Source organism: Streptomyces sp. NPDC104226 (assembly GCF_055584085.1).
This window is the reverse complement of the sequence record NZ_JBVJMS010000003.1, coordinates 749910-769285: the sequence shown is the minus strand read 5'-3', so window position 1 is coordinate 769285 and position 19376 is coordinate 749910. Positions and strand designations below refer to the sequence as shown.

Below are 19376 nucleotides of genomic sequence, written 5' to 3'. Positions count from 1 at the left end.
GCCGGAGCCCGACAATGAGGGCCATGAGTCAGCGGGACGCGGGCGCGGATGACTGGTGGCAGAAGCTCTACGAGGACCCCGACGGGGGGCCGGAACCCGATCCCCGGGACACCTTGGAACACCGCTTCCGCTCGGCGGCGGTGCTGGTGGCCCCGACGCCGTCCGCGGTACCCGGGCCCCGGAGGGAGCCGGTTTCCCTGACGGGGGAGGAGGCGGGCGCGGTGCCCGCCGCGGAGGCGGAGCCGCGCGTGGTTGCTCCCGGGCCGGTGGCGGAGGTGGAGCCGCCCGTGGTTGCTCCCGGGCCGGTGGCGGAGCCCGTCGCGGAAGCCGGGCCGCCCGTGGCCGGTGGCGGGTCGGAGCCTGAGGCCGGGCCGCCCGTGGCCGGAGCCCGGCCGGAGGCCTCGGCGGAGGACGCGTACGACGCCTCCGTGCTGCCGCCGCCGCGGGATCCCCGGGAGGGCGGCCAGACCTGGTACGCGCTCGGGAGCGTCGCCGTCCCGCCCGCGCTGCCGGCCGAGGATCCGGGGGAACCGGCCGACTGGAGTTGGGGCCCGCGGGACGAGGCGACGCCGGCGGCTGCGCCCGCGGGGCCGGAGCCGGAGCCGGCGGAGGCCGGGAGCGGGCCGGACAGCCCGTCCGGCCCGTCCGACGGGGCTCGGGCGGAGGCGGGCGGCCCTGCGGGGCGGAGTCCCCTACCCACCCTTCCACCGTTCCCCGGGCTGCGCCCGGACCCTGCTGGGGCTCCGCCCCAGACCCCGGCCGGTCCGGCGGGAGCCGCGCCGACACCCGGTGCGGGTGGCGACGCCGATCCGGGGGCGGGCCCGAACGCCGGCTCGCCGCCGGGTGCCGGGGCCGGGGCCGGTTCCGGCCCCGCCTCAGATCCCAGGTCCGGCGCTGCGGCCGGTCCAGGGACCGGCCCCGGCTCGGGCGCCCGTACCGATTCCGGGATCGATTCCGCCTCTGGTTCCGATCCGGGCTCTGGTCCCGGGGCCACCGGGGCCACCGGGTTCGCGTTGGGGGCGCATCCTGGGGCCGGGGTGGGGTGGGGGGTTGCTCCCGGGGGTGATGGTGGGCTTGGTGGTGCGGGGGTGCCGCGGCCCGTGGTGGCGCATCTGGGGGACCGGCCGCCCACCTACGCCGCGGAGCCCATCGCGCTGCCCGCCGCCGACCCGGCCGGGCTCGTCGCGCTGACCCCCGACACCGTGCTGGAGGGGGCCCAGTACGGCGGCTACACGCTGCGCGCGGCCTCCGTGCGCGGGGACTCCGCCCGGTTCCGGGGCGAGGTCCGGCGGGACTTCCTGCTCACCGCCCGCTTCGGCACCGGCCCCGACGCGCTGGTCCTGGTGGTGCTCGCCGGCGGGGACCGGGCCGCCCCCGGGGCCGCCGAAGCCGCCGCCGAGGTGTGCCGCTCCGTCGCCGCAGCCGTCGGGCGGAGCCAGGAGCGGCTGTCGCAGGACATCCGGGACGGCCGGCGCGAAGCCCTGCGCTCGGGGCTCCAGCGGCTCACCGACCGCGGCTACGGGCAGCTGCGCGCCCGCGCCGCCGAGCTCGGGCTCCCGGAGGACGGCTACACGGCCGGGCTGCGCGGGGTACTGCTTCCGGTCGACCCCGGCTGCCGGACCCGGGTCTGCTTCGGCGCGGGCGCGGGCGGACTGTTCCGGCTCCGGGACGGACAGTGGCGGGACCTGGAGGAGCCCGGGCCGACGGGGCCGGGGACGGGGACGGTCATGGGGACAGCCCCGGCACCCGCTCCGCCCGCCGGATTCCGCTTCCGGTTCCGCGCCTCCGTGGCCCGCCCCGGTGACACCCTGCTCCTGTGCTCCGGCGGCCTCGCCGACCCGATGCGGGAGGAGGAGCCGCTGTCCGCCGAGCTCGCCGCCCGCTGGGCCGACGCACCCCCGCCGGGCCTCGCCGCCTTCCTCGCGGACACCCAGCTGCGCCTCAAGGGGTACGCCGACGACCGGACGGCCGCCGCGGTCTGGGAGGCGTAACCCGGCGGATCATGCGTGGATGGGAGGCGCACCCGGCAGAGCCGAACCGGAAAAGGGAAGGGCGCCCCCTCCATGGCCAAGCAGAACGTGGCGGAGCAGTTCATCGACATCCTCGTGCGCGCCGGCGTGCGCCGGATGTACGGAGTCGTCGGGGACAGCCTCAACCCCGTCGTCGACGCCATCCGCCGCACCGGCGGCATCGAGTGGATCCAGGTGCGCCACGAGGAGACCGCCGCCTTCGCGGCCGGCGCCGAGGCCCAGATCACCGGCTCCCTCGCCGCCTGCGCAGGCTCCTGCGGCCCCGGCAACCTCCACCTGATCAACGGGCTCTACGACGCCCACCGCTCCATGGCCCCGGTCCTCGCGCTGGCCTCGCACATCCCCTCCTCCGAGATCGGCCTCGGCTACTTCCAGGAGACCCACCCCGACCGGCTGTTCACCGAGTGCAGCCACTACAGCGAGCTGATCTCCAACCCCCGGCAGATGCCCCGCGTGCTGCAGAGCGCCATCCAGCACGCCGTCGGACGCGGCGGCGTCGGCGTGGTGTCGCTGCCCGGGGACATCGCCTCCCTGCCCGCCCCGGAGCAGGGCATCGAGCAGGCCCTCGTGACCGCGCGGCCGACCGTACGGCCCGGCGACGGCGAGATCGACAAGCTGGTCCGGCTCGTCGACGAGGCCGACCGGGTCACCCTGTTCTGCGGCAGCGGCACCGCCGGCGCCCACGCGGAGGTCATGGAGTTCGCCGGCCGGGTCAAGGCCCCCGTCGGGCACGCCCTGCGCGGCAAGGAATGGATCCAGTACGACAATCCGTACGACGTCGGCATGAGCGGGCTGCTCGGCTACGGCGCGGCCTACGAGGCCACCCACGAGTGCGATCTGCTGATCCTGCTCGGCACGGACTTCCCGTACAGCGCCTTCCTCCCCGACGACGTCAAGATCGTCCAGGTGGACATCCGGCCCGAACACCTCGGCCGCCGCTCCAAGCTCGACCTCGCGGTCTGGGGCGACGTACGGGAGACCCTGCGCGCGCTGAACACCCGGGTGAAGGCCAAGACGGACCGCCGGTTCCTCGACCGGATGCTGAAGAAGCACGCGGACGCCCTGGAGGGAGTGGTGAAGGCGTACACGCGCAAGGTCGAGAAGCGCACCCCCATCCACCCCGAGTACGTGGCCGCGGTGCTCGACGAACTCGCCGACGAAGACGCGGTGTTCACCGTGGATACAGGCATGTGCAACGTATGGGCCGCGCGCTATCTTTCCCCGAACGGAAAGCGCCGCATCATCGGCTCCTTCAGTCACGGCTCCATGGCCAACGCCCTTCCGCAGGCCATCGGCGCACAGTTCACCGATCGCGGACGTCAAGTGGTGTCGATGTCGGGCGACGGCGGTTTCTCGATGCTGATGGGAGATTTCCTCACCCTGGTGCAGTACGACCTCCCCGTCAAAGTGGTCCTCTTCAACAACTCATCCCTCGGTATGGTCGAGTTGGAGATGCTGGTTTCCGGCCTTCCTTCGTACGGAACGACGAATAAGAACCCCGACTTCGCGGCGATCGCCCGCGCGGCGGGCGCGTACGGAGTCAGGGTGGAGAAGCCCAAGCAGCTCACAGCCGCTTTGAGGGATGCTTTCAAGCACAAGGGACCCGCTCTGGTGGACGTGGTCACGGACCCCAACGCGCTGTCCATTCCGCCGAAGATCAGCGCCGAAATGGTGACCGGATTCGCACTTTCGGCCAGCAAGATCGTGCTGGACGGCGGGGTGGGCCGGATGATCCAGATGGCGCGATCCAACCTCCGCAACGTGCCGCGCCCTTGAGTCCGAATGCGTGCGGATTTCCCCGGGGGGCATGCATCCCGTAGGCCTGTTCGACAGGCGGGCCGTCGGGCAGCGGGCATACGGGAGGTACATCGCCGTGCGGGTGGGGGCGAAGGCCGGGAAGCTGTGGCGGAGAGGGCGGCCGGTGCCGCGCGAACCGTCGGCCGAGGAGGGGACGGGTACGCACGCGTCGGAGATCACCCGGAGCGTGCGGCGGGCCGATCTGAAAGCCGTGGGAGAAGTCCGCAAGGATTTACGGGAGTTGATGCGCCACCGCTGCAAGGCGGAGGCCGCCGAGGTGGCCGAGCTGTTGATCACCGAGCTCGTCACCAACGCCCTCGTCCACACCGATCAGGGAGCCGAGGTCTCCGCGACGCTCGCCGCCGACCGGCTGCGGGTGGAGGTCCGCGACTACGCCGCCCGCCGGCCCCGGCCGCACGTACCGTCCGCCGACGACGGTACGCACGGCAGGGGACTGGTACTGGTGCAGTCGCTCGCCGACGCCTGGGGTGTGGACGCGCTCGGGCTCGCGCTGGGCGGCGGCAAGGTGGTGTGGTTCGAGCTCGACGGAGCGAAAGAGGCGGGGCCCGCCTGAGTGAACCGGGCGGACCCCGCGGTGCAGGTCCCGGACGGGCCGGGGCCTCGTGCCGTCAGTGACGTCGACGGCGTCGGACACGTCAGCCGAACTGCTGCTCCAGGTCCTTCAGTTTGCGCTCCAGGGAGTCGAGTCGGGGCAGTGTCTGCGTATCGTCCTCGGCGGTGAGGTCCACCGTCCGGGGGCCCGTGGCCAGGTCGGTGATGTCAGCCGTGTGGACGGGCTCCGTTCCGCTCACGGCCTGCAGGGAGGGTCGGCGCCGTAGGGGCAGCTGTCCGGTTTCCGCTATGGCCGGCTCCGCGCCGACCGGCGCGGAGCCCGCTCCGGGGGCCAGCCCCGGCACCTCGACCTGACGGCCGCGGGCCACGCGCCCGAACGCCCGGTTCTGCCGGCCGAGCGCCTTGATGTGCGCGCGGTCCAGGCGGTGTTGCTCCCGCCTGCGGTGTCGGTCGTTCTCCTTCTCCTTCTTGTCCTCGCGCACCTCGTCCACGGCCTCGTCGAGCGTGCGGACCCCCTCCAGCAGCATCAGCGACCACGCGCCGAAGGTCTCCCGGGGCGCCCGCAGCCAGCGGACCATCCGGATCTGTGGCAACGGCCTCGGAATCAGGCCCTGTTCGCGCAGTGCGGCCCGGCGGGTCTGCTTCAGGGCCCGGTCGAAGAGCACGGCCGCCGAGAGCGACATGCCGGAGAAGAACTGAGGAGCGCCGTCGTGGCCGAGGCCGCGCGGGGCGTGCACCCAGTTGAACCAGGCGGCGGCTCCCGCGAACAGCCAGACCAGCATGCGCGAACCGAGGGCCGCGTCGCCGTGGCTGGCCTCGCGGACGGCGAGCACCGAGCAGAACATGGCGGCGCCGTCGAGTCCGAAGGGGACCAGGTACTCCCAGCCCCCGGAGAGGTTGAGGTTCTGCCGGCCGAAGCCGACCAGTCCGTGGAAGGAGAGTGCCGCGGCGACCGCCGCGCAGCAGAAGAGCAGGACGTAGGAGGCGGTTCCGTAGACGGCTTCCTTGCGCCGCCGCCGCTCCTCGCTGCGCTCCCAGCTGTCCTCGGCCACCCCCGCCTTCTCGCTTTCGCGCTTGCCCCGGGCCAGTACCGCCACTGCCGCAAGCACGCCCAGGATCAGCAGGCTGCCGGGCAGCAGCCAGTCCAGCGATATGTCGGTCAGTCTCATGCGGTTGTCCCTTGCCTCGCGTACGCGTCTGTTCGGCTCGTGGCCGGTGCGGCTTTCCGGGCGCCATAGTGGCGCAGCCGGTGAGCCGTACACGCGGGTTTCGGGGCAAGTGGACGCCAACGGGGGGTGGAGCCCGCCGGATAGGGTGTTGCGGATCGAACTCCCGCTCGTGTGGGGTGAGTTGAGTTCGAATTTCGTCAGTCGGACGGGTGGGTTGTGTGATGCCGTCGGGGTGGGGCCGTTTCCTCAGCCGCCGGCCGTCAGGCGGGCGACCCGGTCCGCGTCGCAGGTGCGGGGGCAGGTGGTGCACGTGTCGTCGGGGCGGATCGTGTAGAAGAAGCAGCAGCTCGCCCGGTCGCGGGTGGGGAGTTCGCGGCCGTCCGGGGCCTCGAGCGTGCGGAAGCCCGCGCCGCCGGTGTACGGGGCGGTCGAGCCGGGGAAGAGCCGGTCCAGCTCCTCCATGGCCCGCTGCTCCTGGGCTTCGCCGAGCAGGTTGGCCACGTACCAGAGGCTCTCGACCACGTCGTCGGTGACCATGCCCCACAGGGCGCGCCGCCCGCGCCGGGTCCGCGGGGCGAAGCCCCCCATGACCGGTTCGAGGTGCTGGGCCACCGCAGCCCGTACCTCTGCGCGCAGCGCGTCCTCGTCGGGCACGACCCGGGCCCCGGGGAGCGCCGCCGCCGGATCGTCCGGCAGGCAGGCGAAGGAGCGGACCCGGACGGCCATCCGGCCCTGGGTCCGGTGGAAGGACACGGCCTCCGGGGGCAGGAGGGGGACGCGCCGGTCCAGGAACCAGGGCGCCGTGAACAGGAGGCAGGCCTCCCAGGCGTACCGGTGCAGCCCGAACCCCGCGACCACGTCGGCGCGACCCGGGCGCCCGTAGTCGCGGAGTATCTGAGCTTCGTCCCACGCGAGGAACGCCTCCAGGGCGTCGCCGCCCGCCGCGAGCTCGTCCGCACCGACCCACCCCACACCGCGAGGGGAGGGTTCGTGCGGGGCGAGCTCGGTGACGCGCAGTCCGGCGTACGCCTCGGTCATCCGTGCGTAGGCGTCTGCCACCGGGGAGGGGGTGAGTACCGGGTGGGCGCAGCCCTGGGCGGGCGCTACGGCCGTGACGGTCATGCGCGTACCACCCCATCGCGTGATCTTTAGCAGGTAAGCCTTACCTTACCTGATCTCCGGTGGGTGTGGGAAGCCGGGCTATTCTTCGGGCAGGTCGAAACCCGTGGGAGGACCGAGTGCGCGATACGGACCGAGCCCGGGTACCGGCACAGCAGGACCGCAAGGTGGTGCGCCACTCCGTGCGCGGGCAGGTCCTCGACGCCCTGCGGGCGGCGCTGCTCGCGGGGGAGCTGGCGCCGGGGGAGATCTACTCGGGGCCGGCGCTGGGGGAGCGGTTCGGGGTCTCCGCGACGCCCGTGCGCGAGGCGATGCAGCAGCTGGCGCTGGAGGGGGTCGTCGAATGCCTCCCGAACCGGGGCTTCCGGGTCCTGACCCGCACCCCGGGGGAGCTGGCGGAGCTGGCCGAGGTCAGGGCGCTGCTCGAACTCCCGGTGATGCTGCGGCTGGCCCGGACGGTGCCGGCGGGGGAGTGGGCGGCGGTGGTGCCGGTGGCGGCGGAGGGGGAGGCGGCGGCGGCCGCGGGTGATGCGGCGCGGTATGCGGATGCGGACCGGGCGTTTCACCGGGCGGTGCTGGCACTGGCCGGCAACGCGCAGCTCCTGCTGGTGGCGGAGGACCTCCACCGGCGCTCCCAGTGGCCCCTGCCGGGGCCCCGGCACAGCCGGCGGGCGGACCTCGTCGCGGACGCGGCGGAGCACATGGCGGTCCTGGCGGCCCTGTGTACGGGCGACCTCCCGGAGGCGGAGTCCCTTCTCCGCAGCCACTTCAAGTCCCCCTGAGGGGGCTGGGGCTGGGGCTGGGGCTGCGGGTGGGTCGGGGCCGGGGGCGGGGTGGGGTGTCGGACTGGACTCATGATTTAGGCGCCCTGTGCCGAGCTTCGACCAGGCGCGGCGTGGTCTCGCGCCACAAATCACGTTTTACGTCCAGTCCGACACCCCACCCCACCCCCGACCCCGACCGGGCCCCACAGCCCCTTCCAGCCGCCCCGGGTTCATTTCAGCCGTCCGGCCTCTCAGCCGCCCAGCGGTTGAGAGGCCGGGGTCCGGCCTTTCAGCCGTCCGGCGTTTGAGGACCGGGGTCTGGGGCGGAGCCCCAGGGGTCCGGGTGCAGCCCGGTACCCCTTCCCAGCCCCGCCGGCGTTTGAGGCGCGGGTCCGGGCCGGCCCGGGGAACGGTGGAAGGGCGGGTAGGGGACTCGCCCCGCAGGGCCGACCCGGCCGCACCCGCCCACCGGGACCCGCGGGACGGCGGTGGCGCCAGCCCCGCCCGGTTACCGCCGGTCGGAGGCCGGCGCAGCGGGGCGAAGCCCGGGAGGCGCGCCAGTGCTGAGCGGTGCGAGCTCCGCGTCGGGAAGGCGGCCGGGGTGGAGTTGGTCGGCGAGCCAGGTGGGGATGCCGCCCAGGAGGTGGAAGAGGCGGCGGGCCTCCGCACGGAGGCGGGTGGCCTCCGGTTCCGGTTCGGCTTCGGCCAGGGCCGCGAGCGCCGGCGCCGTGCCGATCAGGAAGCCGAGGTCCTCCCGGATGCGGAGGGATTCCGCGAAGCCCTTGCGGGCTTCGGCGACCTCCCCGTCCCGCAGGGCCAGCGCCGCGAGGTGCCGCCAGGTGAAGGAGAGGAGCAGGGTGTCGCCGTGGGTGAGGGCGCCCGCGTGGGCCCGCCGGTAGGCCGGCAGGGCGGAGGAGGGGGCGTCCGCCAGGTGTTCGGCGACCAGGCCCCGGCGGAAGTCCAGGAGCGGCCGGGTGCGCGACCCGGGGGACAGCAGCGCCGCTGCCCGGCCGAGCGCGGAGCGTGCCTCGTCGGCCCGGTCGCGCACGCCCAGTACGGTCGCCGCGTACGCCAGGTGACCGCGCTCGCACGCGGCCGCGCCGCGGTGGTCGTCTTCCTGGGAGACCGCTTCGGCCACCCGCAGCGCGTCCTCGGCCTCGGCCCAGCCCTGCCCCGTGAACAGGCAGCGTTCGACCAGCAGCCCGGTCCGCTGCACGGCGGCTCCGGCATCGTGCAGGTGCGGCGTCAGCAGCGCCGCCGCGTCGGTCCAACAGCCGCGCGAGCGCAGCCGCCATATCGCCCGCTGGAGGGGGTCGTCTCCCCCGGTAGTTCCGGCACTGGACATGGCGGTATCCGCCACATTGCCCTCCCCAAAGCAACCAAGCAGCACGTCGTTGAGCCCTGGGGCGAAATGAGAGCACGGATCGGCGGCTTCGGCCAAGGGGTCGGGTGAACTCTTTCACAAAGTCCGGACGGATCATCAGCCGCCCCCGACCGGCCCCCCGGCCGGTCAGGCGGTGGATCTTCTCAGCTCATCCGCAGTGCCAGGAAGAAGTCGAGCTTGTCCTCCAGGCGGGAAAGGTCGCGCGCCGTCAACTGCTCGATTCGCCCGACCCGGTACCTCAGCGTGTTGACGTGGAGGTGCAGCCGTGTCGCGCAGCGGGTCCAGGAGCCGTCGCAGTCGAGGAAGGCTTCGAGGGTGGGGATGAGCTCCGCCCGGTGGCGGCGGTCGTAGTCCCGCAGCGGGTCGAGCAGCCGGGCGGTGAAGGCGCGGCGGACGTCGTCCGGGACGAACGGGAGCAGCAGGACGTGCGAGGCGAGCTCGTGGTGACCGGCGGCGCAGACCCGGCCCGGGCGGGCCGCCGCGACCCGGCGGGCGTGCCGGGCCTCTTCCAGGGCTCCGCGGAGCCCTTCGGCGGAGGACACGGCCGCGCTGACGCCCAGGGTGAGCCGGCCGTCGTCGGCGAGACCGGCCGCCAGGGGCTCCCGTACGGCCGCCAGCAGCGTTTCCGCGTGCAGGGCGGTGTCGGGGCCCTTATCCTCTCCGGGCTCCCCGGCGGGCGCGGGCAGGGGTACGAGGGCGATCGCCTCGTCCCCGGCGTGCGCGACGGCGATCCGGTCGGACGGTTCCGGTCCGGAGACCGAGGGGTCGACCAGGATCTCCTCGAGGAGCGACTGGGCCACGGGGCCGCCCGCGATGTCGCCGCCGTCCCAGTCGACCCGGGCCACGACGACCTGCCAGTGCGGGGCGGCGCCCAGACCGGGCAGGAGGACCGGCGCGGCCACCCGCAGGCGGGCGGCGATCTCGGCGGGCGGAGCGCCCGTCTGGACCAGCTCCAGGACCTCCTGGGCCAGCCGGCGGCGCACCGTACGGGCCGCGTCGCGGCGGTCCCGCTCGACCGCGATGAGCTGGGTGACGCCCTGGAGCAGGTCGAGCCGTTCGGCCGGCCAGTCGCCGGCGTCGGCCTCGACGGCCAGCAGCCAGTCGGAGAGCACGCTCTCGCGGACGTCACGGGCCGCCGGACCTGCGGCTCCGCGGCCGTGTCCCCTGATCGGGAAGAGGGAGTACGTAATACCCTGGAGGGAGATCCGGTGCGGACCCCTGCGGCCCGTCCGGACCGCCGCGAGGTGTTCGCTCGCCAGTGCCGCGCAGATGCCCGGCGCCAGCGGCTCGCCCGCTCCGGCGATCTGCCGACCGGTGGGCGAGAGCACCCAGGCCCGGAGATCGAGGTCCGTGGTGAGGAGATCGAGGACCACATCGGGTCCGCCACCGGCGGGACCGGAGGTCATGAGCCGCCGATGGCGGTCCACTACGGCCGCAAGGTCCCCGGCACGCTCTCCGGACACCTGCCGCACCACGTACTCGGTGATGGTGGCGAATGCAACGTCTTCGTTTACAGCGAACAACGGCAGACGGTTGCGCAGACACGCCGAGACGAGATCGTCGGGAATGTCACCCAGCTCCGCCTCGCCGGCCGCGAGCCCGGCCACGCCTGCGCTCGCGAGGATTCGTACGAACGGCTCGGAGTCGGCTGAATTTCGTCTCCATGCCAGGCCAGTGAGGACCAGTTCCCCTCCGGATAGGTATCGGCTGGGATCCCTCAGGTCGGTCGTCATGACCCCGCGGACCGTCCGGTCGAGTTCTTCCTCGCCGCCCAGCAGCCGCAGCCCCAGCGCCTCGGTTTCCAGCAGTGCGCGCAGCCGCATGATGTCGCCGCCGATCTGTCTCGAATGTTGCCGTTGGAAATCGGGCAGGTCGTCGCATCCTGCCTTTCATACGAATCTACAAGACGAGGGAGGTCCCCAGCCAACTCCTTCATGGTTTCGGTGACTGCACCCGGGGGACGGAGGGCCGGTGTACTGAGTCCACACCGCGTTAACAGCACGTGAACGACCAGTCGAGGGCCCAACGGCCTCCTGGCTTGAAGTGAACGACCCGATTAAGAAGAAGAGAGCCGCACATGGACTTCCTTCGCCCCGCCAGCTGGGAGGAGGCGCTCGCCGCTAAGGCCGAGTTCCCCACAGCTGTGCCGATTGCGGGTGGCACCGATGTGATGGTCGAGATCAACTTCGACCACCGTCGGCCGGAGTACCTCCTGGACCTGAACCGCATCGGTCTCCTGCGCGAGTGGGAGGTCGGGGAGGACGTGGTCCGGCTCGGCGCTTCCGTCCCGTACACCCAGATCATGGAGAACCTCCGCACGGAGCTTCCGGGTCTCGCGCTCGCCTCGCACACGGTCGCGTCCCCGCAGATCCGCAACCGCGGCGGCGTCGGCGGCAACCTCGGTTGCGCCTCGCCGGCCGGCGACTCCCACCCCGCGCTGCTCGCGGCGGGTGCCGAGGTCGAGGTGGAGTCCGTACGCGGATCCCGCCTGATCCCGATCGACGAGTTCTACACCGGCGTCAAGCGCAACGCGCTGGCCGCCGACGAGCTCATCAAGACCGTCCACGTCAAGAAGGCGGACGGCCCCCAGCAGTACTCCAAGGTCGGCTCCCGCAACGCGATGGTCATCGCCGTCTGCGCGTTCGGCCTGGCGCTGCACCCCGAGACCCGCACGGTCCGTACCGGCATCGGTTCGGCCGCGCCGACCCCGATCCGGGCGAAGGCCGCCGAGGAGTTCCTCAACGCCGCGCTCGAAGAGGGCGGCTTCTGGGAGTCCGGCAAGGTCATCACCCCGTCGATCGCCAAGCAGTTCGGTGACCTCGCCTCCGGCGCGGCCAACCCGATCGACGACGTCCGCGGCACGGCGAAGTACCGCCGCCACGCGGTCGGCATCATGGCTCGCCGCCAGCTCGTCTGGACGTGGGAGCAGTACCGCGGCTCGAACAACGGTCGCTCGCTTGAAGGGGCTGCGTAATCATGCGCGTCAATTTCACTGTCAACGGCCGTCAGCAGGAAGCCGACGACGTCTGGGAGGGCGAGTCCCTTCTCTACGTCCTGCGCGAGCGCCTGGGCCTTCCCGGTTCGAAGAACGCCTGTGAGCAGGGCGAGTGCGGTTCCTGCACCGTCCGTCTCGACGGCGTGCCGGTCTGTTCCTGCCTGGTCGCGGCCGGTCAGGTCGAGGGTCGCGACGTCGTGACCGTCGAGGGCCTGGCGGACTTCTCCAAGCAGCGCGAGGAGCACGGCCACGGCGGCGCGTGCGGCACCGGCGGCGGCTGCGGCAGCAAGGGCGGCGTCACCCTGGACGCGGCCAAGCAGTGGCAGGCCAAGCCCTCCGACTCGCAGACCGGTGAGGGCGTCGAGCTCTCCACCATCCAGCAGGCGTTCATCGACGCCGGCGCCGTCCAGTGCGGTTTCTGCACCCCGGGTCTGCTGATCCAGGCGGACGCACTGCTGGAGGAGAACCCCTCCCCGTCCGACCAGGACATCCGTGAGTCCCTGTCCGGCAACCTTTGCCGCTGCACGGGCTACGAGAAGATCCTCGACGCGGTCCGCCTGGCGGCCGCCCGTCAGTCTGAGGCGGTCTGACCATGGCCCAGAACACGCGTACGGTCGGCACGCCGACCAACGTCACGCAGAACCACCAGAAGGGCGGAATCGGCGAATCGATTCTGCGCCCGGACGGCACCCTCAAGGTGACCGGCGAGTTCGCGTACTCCTCGGACATGTGGCACGAGGACATGCTGTGGGGCCAGACGCTCCGCAGCACCGTCGCCCACGCCGAGATCGTCTCGATCGACATCTCCGAGGCCCTGGCGATGCCGGGCGTCTACTCGGTGCTGACGTACGACGACCTGCCGGCCGAGATGAAGAACTACGGCCTCGAGATCCAGGACACCCCGGTTCTCGCCAACGGCCGGGTCCGTCACCACGGTGAGCCGGTCGCCCTCGTGGCCGCCGACCACCCGGAGACCGCCCGCCGCGCGGCCGCCAAGATCAAGATCGACTACCGTGAGCTGCCGCTCGTCACGGACGAGGCCTCCGCCCTCGCCGCCGACGCGCCGCTGATCCACGAGGGCCGCGACGACCACCACATCGGTCACGTCCCGCACCCGAACATCGTGCACCGCCAGCCGATCATCCGCGGCAACGTGGAAGAGGCCCGCAAGCGCGCCGACGTCATCGTCGAGGGCGAGTACACCTTCGGCATGCAGGACCAGGCCTTCCTCGGCCCGGAGTCCGGTCTGGCCGTACCCACCGAGGACGGCGGCGTCGAGCTGTACGTCGCCACCCAGTGGCTGCACTCGGACCTCCAGCAGATCGCCCCGGTCCTCGGCCTGCCGCCGGAGAAGGTCCGCATGACGCTCTCGGGCGTCGGCGGCGCGTTCGGTGGCCGCGAAGACATCTCGATGCAGATCCACGCCTGCCTCCTGGCCCTGGCCACGAACAAGCCGGTCAAGATCGTCTACAACCGCTTCGAGTCCTTCTTCGGCCACGTGCACCGTCACCCGGCGAAGCTGTACTACGAGCACGGCGCCACCAAGGACGGCAAGCTCACGCACATGAAGTGCAAGATCGTCCTGGACGGCGGCGCGTACGCGTCCGCCTCCCCGGCGGTCGTGGGCAACGCCTCCTCCCTCTCGGTCGGTCCGTACGTCCTGGAGGACGTGGACATCGAGGCGATCGCGCTCTACACGAACAACCCGCCCTGTGGCGCGATGCGCGGCTTCGGCGCCGTCCAGGCCTGCTTCGCCTACGAGGCCCAGATGGACAAGCTCGCGGCGAAGCTGGGCATGGACCCGGTCGAGTTCCGCCAGCTCAACGCCATGGAGCAGGGCACGATCATGCCCACCGGCCAGGTCGTGGACGCTCCGGCGCCCGTCGCCGAGCTGCTGCGCCGGGTCAAGGCCCGCCCGCTGCCGCCGGAGCGCCAGTGGGAGTCCGCCGGCGAGAACGCGGACGTCCGCGCGCTGCCCGGTGGTCTGTCGAACACCACCCACGGTGAAGGCGTCGTCCGCGGCGTCGGCTACGCGGTCGGCATCAAGAACGTCGGCTTCTCCGAGGGCTTCGACGACTACTCCACCGCCCGCGTGGTCCTCCAGGCCATCAACGGCGAGGCCGTCGCGATGGTCCACACGGCCATGGCGGAGGTCGGCCAGGGCGGTATCACCGTCCACACCCAGATCGCCCGTACGGAGCTGGGTGTCACGCAGGTGACCATCCACCCGGCCGACACCCAGGTCGGCTCCGCCGGTTCCACGTCCGCCTCGCGGCAGACGTACATGACCGGTGGCGCGGTGAAGAACACCTGTGAGGCCGTCCGCGAGGCGGTCCTGGAGATCGGCCGGCGCAAGAACGGCTCGTACCACCCCGCGTGGGCGACCGCCGAGCTGCTCCTCGAAGGCGGCAAGGTCGTCACCGATGGCGGAGAGGTCCTCGCGGACCTGGCCGACATCCTGGAGGGCGAAGAGCCGATCGACATCGAGCTCGAGTTCCGCCACGCCGCGACCGAGCCCTTCGACCTGGTCACCGGCCAGGGCAACGGCCACGTCCAGTACACCTTCGCCGCGCACCGCGCGGTCGTCGAGGTGGACACCGAGCTCGGCCTCGTCAAGGTCGTCGAGCTGGCCACCGCCCAGGACGTCGGCAAGGCGCTGAACATGCTCTCCGTGGTCGGCCAGATCCAGGGTGGTACCACCCAGGGCCTGGGCGTCGCGATCATGGAAGAGATCATCGTCGACCCGAAGACCGCGAAGGTGCGCAACCCCTCCTTCACGGACTACCTGATCCCCACCATCCTCGACACCCCGACCATCCCGGTCGACGTCCTGGAGCTCGCCGACCCGAAGGCCCCCTACGGCCTGCGCGGCATGGGCGAGGCCCCGACCCTCTCGTCCACCCCGGCCGTCATCGCGGCGATCCGGGCGGCGACCGGTCTGGAGATCAACAAGACGCCGATCCGTCCGGAACTGCTCACCGGCACCCTCTAGGACGGCGTGGTCCGGGGGCCGCGAGGCCCCCGGACCCCCCAGATTTCCGGGCGGTGTGACACGGGAACGTCACACTTCCAGCCGCACCGCCCGGAGCACAGAAGTCCGGAGTCATCAGCACCGCACCGCTCGCGGTCAGTTTCACCGGCAGTACCCCCCGCAGTACACCCCGGTTCACCGACTACCCCAGGTGACACCAGGAGTACCAGCCGTACCGCAGAACCCTCGCAGTACCCGCAGTACACGCAGTGCACAATTTGCGTCGCCTCGGGCCGTCACCCCGGGTCGTGCAGCCAAACGCGTTTTCCCAAATCCCGTGTCTCCAATCTTTATGCGGGTGCCCCTTTGAACCTTGGGAGTTAGGCACCATGACCCAGTCCTCTGTGGAGTCCAAGCCCAGTGCGGAGGGAGCCGGAGACGGCTCTTCGTCCCCCGCCGGACAGTCTTGGCTCGACCGGTACTTTCACATCAGCAAGCGCGGTTCCAAGGTCAGCAACGAGGTTCGTGGCGGTATCACGACCTTCATGGCCATGGCCTACATCCTCCTGCTGAACCCCCTGCTGCTCTCGGGCGCGGATGTCAACGGCGACAAGATGGCCGCTTCGGCGATCATCACCGCCACGGCTTTCGCCGCAGCTGTCACGACGCTCCTCATGGGCTTCGTCGGCAAGGTCCCGCTCGCGCTCGCCGCCGGCCTCTCCGTGTCCGGCGTGCTGGCCTCGCAGGTGGCCCCCCAGATGACCTGGGCCCAGGCCATGGGCATGTGCGTGGTCTACGGCATCGTGATCTGTCTCCTGGTCGTCACCGGCCTCCGCGAGATGATCATGAACGCGATCCCGCTCGCGCTCAAGCACGCCATCACCATGGGCATCGGCCTCTTCGTCGCCCTGATCGGCTTCGTGAAGGCGGGCTTCGTGGGCAACGGCGGGGAGTTCATGCCCCCCGTCCAGCTCGGTGCGACCGGTGAGCTCTCCGGCTGGCCCGTGCTGCTCTTCGCGATCACCCTGGTTTCGATCTTCATGCTCCAGGCCCGCAAGGTGCCCGGCGCGATCCTGATCGGCATCGTCGGCGGCACCGTGCTCGCCGCGATCCTCAACGCCATCGTGGACATCGACCCGAAGGCCTGGAAGAACGGCCCGCCGGAGCTCTCCGGCTCCGCGGTCTCCGCGCCGGACTTCTCGCTCTTCGGCCACGTCTCCTTCGGCGGCTGGGGCGACGTCGGCTACATGACCGTCGGCATGATCGTCTTCACCCTGGTGCTCGCCGGCTTCTTCGACGCGATGGCCACCATCATCGGTGTCGGTACCGAAGCCAAGCTGGCCGACGAGCAGGGCCGCATGCCGGGCCTGTCCAAGGCGCTGTTCATCGACGGTGCCGGTGGCGCCATCGGTGGCATCTCCGGTGGCTCCGGCCAGACCGTGTTCGTCGAGTCGGCCACCGGCGTCGGCGAGGGTGCCCGCACGGGTCTCGCCTCCGTCGTCACGGGTCTGTTCTTCGCCGCCTGCCTCTTCTTCACCCCGATCACGCAGATCGTCCCGGGTGAGGTCGCTTCCGCGGCCCTGGTCGTCATCGGCGCGATGATGATGCAGAACGCCCGCCACGTGGACTGGGCCGACAGCTCGACCTCGATCCCGGTCTTCCTGACCGTCGTGGTCATGCCCTTCACGTACTCGATCACCGCTGGTGTCGCCGCGGGCGTCATCTCCTACGTCGCCATCAAGGTCGCGCAGGGCAAGGCCCGCGAGATCGGCGGCTTCATGTGGGCGCTGACCGGAATCTTCCTGGTCTTCTTCGCGCTCCACCCGATCGAGAGCTGGCTCGGCGTCGCCTGAGCCGGCCACGGCCCATCGGGCCGTACGGATCACCCCGCGTGATCTCTTGGCAGGAACCGCACCCTCCACGTATCCGATACTGGAAAACGAACCCCTCCGAGGAGGCCCCCATGCTGGACATCGCCGAAGAACTGAACCGGTGGGTCGAGCAGGGACGTGACTTCGCCGTCGCCACGGTCGTGGCGGTCGGCGGGAGCGCACCCAGGCAGCCCGGAGCGGCCCTCGCCGTCGACAGTGACGGCACGGCCATCGGTTCGGTCTCCGGTGGATGCGTGGAGGGTGCGGTGTACGAGCTGTGCCAGCAGGCGCTGGAGGACGGCGAGACCGTCCAGGAGCGCTTCGGCTACAGCGATGACGATGCCTTCGCCGTCGGTCTGACCTGCGGCGGAATCATCGACATCCTGGTGACCCCGGTCCCCGTGGGCTCTCCCGCACGGGAGGTGTTCGCGGCCGCGCTGGCCGCCGCCGCTCGCGGGGAGGCGGCGGCGGTCGCCCGGATCGCCGAAGGACCGGCCGAGCTCATGGGCCGCGCCGTACTCGTCCGGGGCGAAGGCTCCTACGAGGGCGGTTTCGGCGGTCACCCCGAGCTGGACCGCGCCATCGCCGACGAGGCCCGGGCCATGCTCGACGCCGGCAAGACCGGTGTGCTGGAGATCGGCGCCGACGGCCGCCTCTGCGGAGAGCCGCTCAAGGTGCTGGTCGAGTCCAGCGTCCCGCCGCCCCGGATGGTCGTCTTCGGAGCCATCGACTTCGCCTCCGCCCTGGTGCGGATCGGCAAGTTCCTCGGCTACCGGGTGACGCTGTGCGACGCCCGGCCCGTGTTCGCCACGAAGAAGCGCTTCCCCGAAGCGGACGAGATCGTGGTCGACTGGCCGCACCGCTACCTGGAGGAGCAGTCCTCCGCGGGCGGGCTCGACGGCCGGACGGTCCTGTGCGTCCTCACGCACGACGCCAAGTTCGATGTCCCGCTCCTCGAACTGGCACTCAAACTTCCCGTCGCCTACGTCGGCGCCATGGGCTCCCGCCGCACCCACGAGGACCGCAACAAGCGGCTCCGCGAGGTCGGCGTGACCGAGCTCGAACTGGCCCGGCTGCGCTCCCCGATCGGCCTGGACCTCGGGGCCCGCTCCCCGGAGGAGACCGCGCTGTCCATCGCCGCCGAGATCGTCGCCAACCGGCGCGGCGGCACCGGCGCGGCCCTGACGGGCGCGCACATCCCGATCCACCCGGATGTCGCGAACACGGTGATCAGCAGGATCGGTTCCGTCGCTTGAAGAGGTGACGGGCTGTAGCACGGTGTGGAAAGGGCGCAACCCCGTGGGGGTTGCGCCCTTTCGTTGTTCCGCCTATCTTACCGGCCGGTAACAGCGTCTCCCCGTAACGGAGTTGACCGGATGTCCGCCAGTCGATCGAGCACCCGCCGCACCCTGCCGGCCCTGGCGGCCGTGGCCGCGCTGGCTCTGGCCGCCCTCGCGGCGGGCCCGGTGTCCGCCGCCGGCGCCGTGGCGGCGGGAGCGGGACCGTCCGCGGCTGCGGGGGCCGCCGGTCCGGGCCCGCGCGAGGTCCTGTTCGTGGGCAACAACTGGGAGGGCACTGCCGACGTCCTCGCCTCCACCGGGAACCTGGCCAAGGTGGGCCGGATCGACATGGTCCCGGACAAGGAGGAGCGGCTCCGGGAGATCTACCTCAACCCGGTGAAGCTCGCCTACTTCCTGGGCGTCCGGACCACCGCGGGCGAGGGCCACGACCAGTTCGTCGACGACATGTACACCACCCCGGACGGGTCCGCCGTCGTCGCCTCCCGCCCCAGCTTCGCCGACGTCGTCTCCATCGACGTCCGCACCGGCCGGATCAACTGGCGCTTTCCCGTTGCCGGTTACCGGGCCGACCACATGGCCGTCTCCCCGGACGGCACCCGCGTGGCGGTCTCGGCCTCCACCGCCAACACCGTGCACGTCCTCGACATCGCGACCGGCCGGCAGGCCGGCTCCTTCGCCACCAGCGACAAACCGCACGAGAACACCTTCACCCAGGGCGGCCGGTTCCTGTGGAACAGCTCCATCGGTGACGTGACCTCCGCCCTCGACGCGCCCTGGCTGGACTGGACGAAGGGCGACCGCAGGATCACGGTCGCCGACGCGCAGACCCTCCGCCCGGTCCGGGTGATCGACATGCGGGCCCGGCTCGACGCCTTCGGGCGCTCCGACCTGTCCGATGCCGTGCGGCCCATGTCCTTCACCCCGGACGAGTCGAAGCTCTACTTCCAGGTGTCCTTCTTCAACGGCTTCGCCGAGTACGACGTGGCCGCCGACCGGATCACCCGGATCAAGACCCTCCCCGTGAACCCCGCCACCAGCACCGACCGCACGACCTGGGTCAACGACTCCCGGCACCACGGCATGTCCATGAGCCCGGACGGGTCCAAGCTGTGCATCGCGGGGACCATGGACGACTACGCGACCGTCGTGGACCGGGCCACCCTGGAGCAAGGGCCCCTCGTCCCCGCCGCCAAGCCCTACTGGGCCACGGTCGACGGCGACGGCTCCGGCTGCGTGATCTCCGAGAGCGCCGCCGACCAGGTCACCGCCATCGACTTCGCCACCGGCGCCAAGCGGGTGTCCGTACCCGTCGGAGACCACCCCCAGCGGGTCCGGCTCGGACACGTCCCCGCGGACTGGACGGGGCCCGCCGCGCACTGACCCGGCGGCGCCTCCGGGGTCA

Annotated in this window: 15 protein-coding genes; 10 read left to right on the top strand and 5 right to left on the bottom strand. The window is 71.7% G+C overall.

Annotated features, from left to right (window positions below):
* Positions 1-67: 67 nt before the first annotated feature.
* Positions 68-700 (bottom strand): hypothetical protein, encoded by a 633-nt coding sequence (locus ACZ60J_RS13320; RefSeq protein WP_469681460.1) that lies wholly within the window; start codon positions 698-700, stop codon positions 68-70.
* Positions 701-1100: 400 nt separating this feature from the next.
* Here ACZ60J_RS13320 and ACZ60J_RS13315 point away from each other — a divergent pair, with 400 nt between their 5' ends.
* From ACZ60J_RS13315 to ACZ60J_RS13305, 3 genes are all read left to right on the top strand, one after another.
* Complete coding sequence (locus tag ACZ60J_RS13315) at positions 1101-1991, top strand: protein phosphatase 2C domain-containing protein (RefSeq protein ID WP_469681458.1); 891 nt, start codon at positions 1101-1103, stop codon at positions 1989-1991.
* 72 nt (positions 1992-2063) lie between these two features.
* On the top strand, positions 2064-3806 hold the full coding sequence (locus ACZ60J_RS13310; RefSeq protein WP_469681456.1) for a pyruvate dehydrogenase: 1743 nt from the start codon (positions 2064-2066) through the stop codon (positions 3804-3806).
* 208 nt (positions 3807-4014) lie between these two features.
* Positions 4015-4401, top strand: a complete 387-nt coding sequence (locus ACZ60J_RS13305; protein WP_469681549.1) for an ATP-binding protein — start codon at positions 4015-4017, stop codon at positions 4399-4401.
* Between the two features lie 82 nt (positions 4402-4483).
* On the opposite strand, the gene ACZ60J_RS13300 is transcribed toward ACZ60J_RS13305, so the two are convergent.
* Both ACZ60J_RS13300 and ACZ60J_RS13295 read right to left on the bottom strand, forming a co-directional pair.
* On the bottom strand, positions 4484-5569 hold the full coding sequence (locus ACZ60J_RS13300; RefSeq protein WP_469681454.1) for a DUF2637 domain-containing protein: 1086 nt from the start codon (positions 5567-5569) through the stop codon (positions 4484-4486).
* A gap of 246 nt (positions 5570-5815) precedes the next feature.
* Complete coding sequence (locus ACZ60J_RS13295) at positions 5816-6691, bottom strand: (2Fe-2S)-binding protein (RefSeq protein ID WP_469681452.1); 876 nt, start codon at positions 6689-6691, stop codon at positions 5816-5818.
* 116 nt (positions 6692-6807) lie between these two features.
* Between ACZ60J_RS13295 and ACZ60J_RS13290 the strand changes: the two genes are divergently transcribed.
* A complete protein-coding gene (locus tag ACZ60J_RS13290) occupies positions 6808-7470 on the top strand; it encodes a GntR family transcriptional regulator (protein ID WP_469681450.1) in 663 nt (220 codons plus the stop codon).
* Between the two features lie 490 nt (positions 7471-7960).
* Here the strand turns inward: ACZ60J_RS13290 and ACZ60J_RS13285 are convergent, their stop codons facing one another.
* Together ACZ60J_RS13285 and ACZ60J_RS13280 are read right to left on the bottom strand one after the other, a co-directional pair.
* Positions 7961-8812: a hypothetical protein gene (locus tag ACZ60J_RS13285; RefSeq protein ID WP_469681448.1), complete on the bottom strand. Its 852-nt coding sequence runs from the start codon at positions 8810-8812 to the stop codon at positions 7961-7963.
* Between the two features lie 167 nt (positions 8813-8979).
* A complete protein-coding gene (locus ACZ60J_RS13280) occupies positions 8980-10659 on the bottom strand; it encodes a PucR family transcriptional regulator (RefSeq protein WP_469681447.1) in 1680 nt (559 codons plus the stop codon).
* Positions 10660-10913: 254 nt separating this feature from the next.
* Between ACZ60J_RS13280 and ACZ60J_RS13275 the strand changes: the two genes are divergently transcribed.
* The 6 genes from ACZ60J_RS13275 (at position 10914) to ACZ60J_RS13250 (ending at position 19354) form a co-directional block, all read left to right on the top strand.
* Positions 10914-11810 carry an FAD binding domain-containing protein gene (locus ACZ60J_RS13275; RefSeq protein ID WP_250744166.1) on the top strand — a complete coding sequence of 299 codons (897 nt, stop codon included), beginning with the start codon at positions 10914-10916 and terminating at the stop codon, positions 11808-11810.
* 2 nt (positions 11811-11812) lie between these two features.
* Positions 11813-12421: a (2Fe-2S)-binding protein gene (locus tag ACZ60J_RS13270; RefSeq protein WP_469681446.1), complete on the top strand. Its 609-nt coding sequence runs from the start codon at positions 11813-11815 to the stop codon at positions 12419-12421.
* Positions 12422-12423: 2 nt separating this feature from the next.
* Positions 12424-14823 (top strand): xanthine dehydrogenase family protein molybdopterin-binding subunit, encoded by a 2400-nt coding sequence (locus ACZ60J_RS13265; protein WP_469681444.1) that lies wholly within the window; start codon positions 12424-12426, stop codon positions 14821-14823.
* Between the two features lie 368 nt (positions 14824-15191).
* Positions 15192-16655: an NCS2 family permease gene (locus ACZ60J_RS13260; RefSeq protein WP_469681442.1), complete on the top strand. Its 1464-nt coding sequence runs from the start codon at positions 15192-15194 to the stop codon at positions 16653-16655.
* Between the two features lie 110 nt (positions 16656-16765).
* Positions 16766-17929 carry an XdhC family protein gene (locus ACZ60J_RS13255; RefSeq protein WP_469681440.1) on the top strand — a complete coding sequence of 388 codons (1164 nt, stop codon included), beginning with the start codon at positions 16766-16768 and terminating at the stop codon, positions 17927-17929.
* A gap of 120 nt (positions 17930-18049) precedes the next feature.
* A complete protein-coding gene (locus tag ACZ60J_RS13250) occupies positions 18050-19354 on the top strand; it encodes a YncE family protein (protein ID WP_469681438.1) in 1305 nt (434 codons plus the stop codon).
* The last annotated feature ends 22 nt before the right edge of the window (positions 19355-19376 follow it).

Excerpts from the sequence above, each read along its gene's own strand:
- ACZ60J_RS13310 (WP_469681456.1), top strand. The coding sequence starts at position 2,064 with ATGGCCAAGCAGAACGTGGCGGAGCAGTTCATCGACATCCTCGTGCGC.
- ACZ60J_RS13300 (WP_469681454.1), bottom strand. The coding sequence starts at position 5,569 with ATGAGACTGACCGACATATCGCTGGACTGGCTGCTGCCCGGCAGCCTG.
- ACZ60J_RS13295 (WP_469681452.1), bottom strand. The coding sequence starts at position 6,691 with ATGACCGTCACGGCCGTAGCGCCCGCCCAGGGCTGCGCCCACCCGGTA.
- ACZ60J_RS13280 (WP_469681447.1), bottom strand. The coding sequence starts at position 10,659 with ATGCGGCTGCGCGCACTGCTGGAAACCGAGGCGCTGGGGCTGCGGCTG.
- ACZ60J_RS13275 (WP_250744166.1), top strand. The coding sequence starts at position 10,914 with ATGGACTTCCTTCGCCCCGCCAGCTGGGAGGAGGCGCTCGCCGCTAAG.
- ACZ60J_RS13270 (WP_469681446.1), top strand. The coding sequence starts at position 11,813 with ATGCGCGTCAATTTCACTGTCAACGGCCGTCAGCAGGAAGCCGACGAC.
- ACZ60J_RS13265 (WP_469681444.1), top strand. The coding sequence starts at position 12,424 with ATGGCCCAGAACACGCGTACGGTCGGCACGCCGACCAACGTCACGCAG.
- ACZ60J_RS13260 (WP_469681442.1), top strand. The coding sequence starts at position 15,192 with ATGACCCAGTCCTCTGTGGAGTCCAAGCCCAGTGCGGAGGGAGCCGGA.
- ACZ60J_RS13255 (WP_469681440.1), top strand. The coding sequence starts at position 16,766 with ATGCTGGACATCGCCGAAGAACTGAACCGGTGGGTCGAGCAGGGACGT.
- ACZ60J_RS13250 (WP_469681438.1), top strand. The coding sequence starts at position 18,050 with ATGTCCGCCAGTCGATCGAGCACCCGCCGCACCCTGCCGGCCCTGGCG.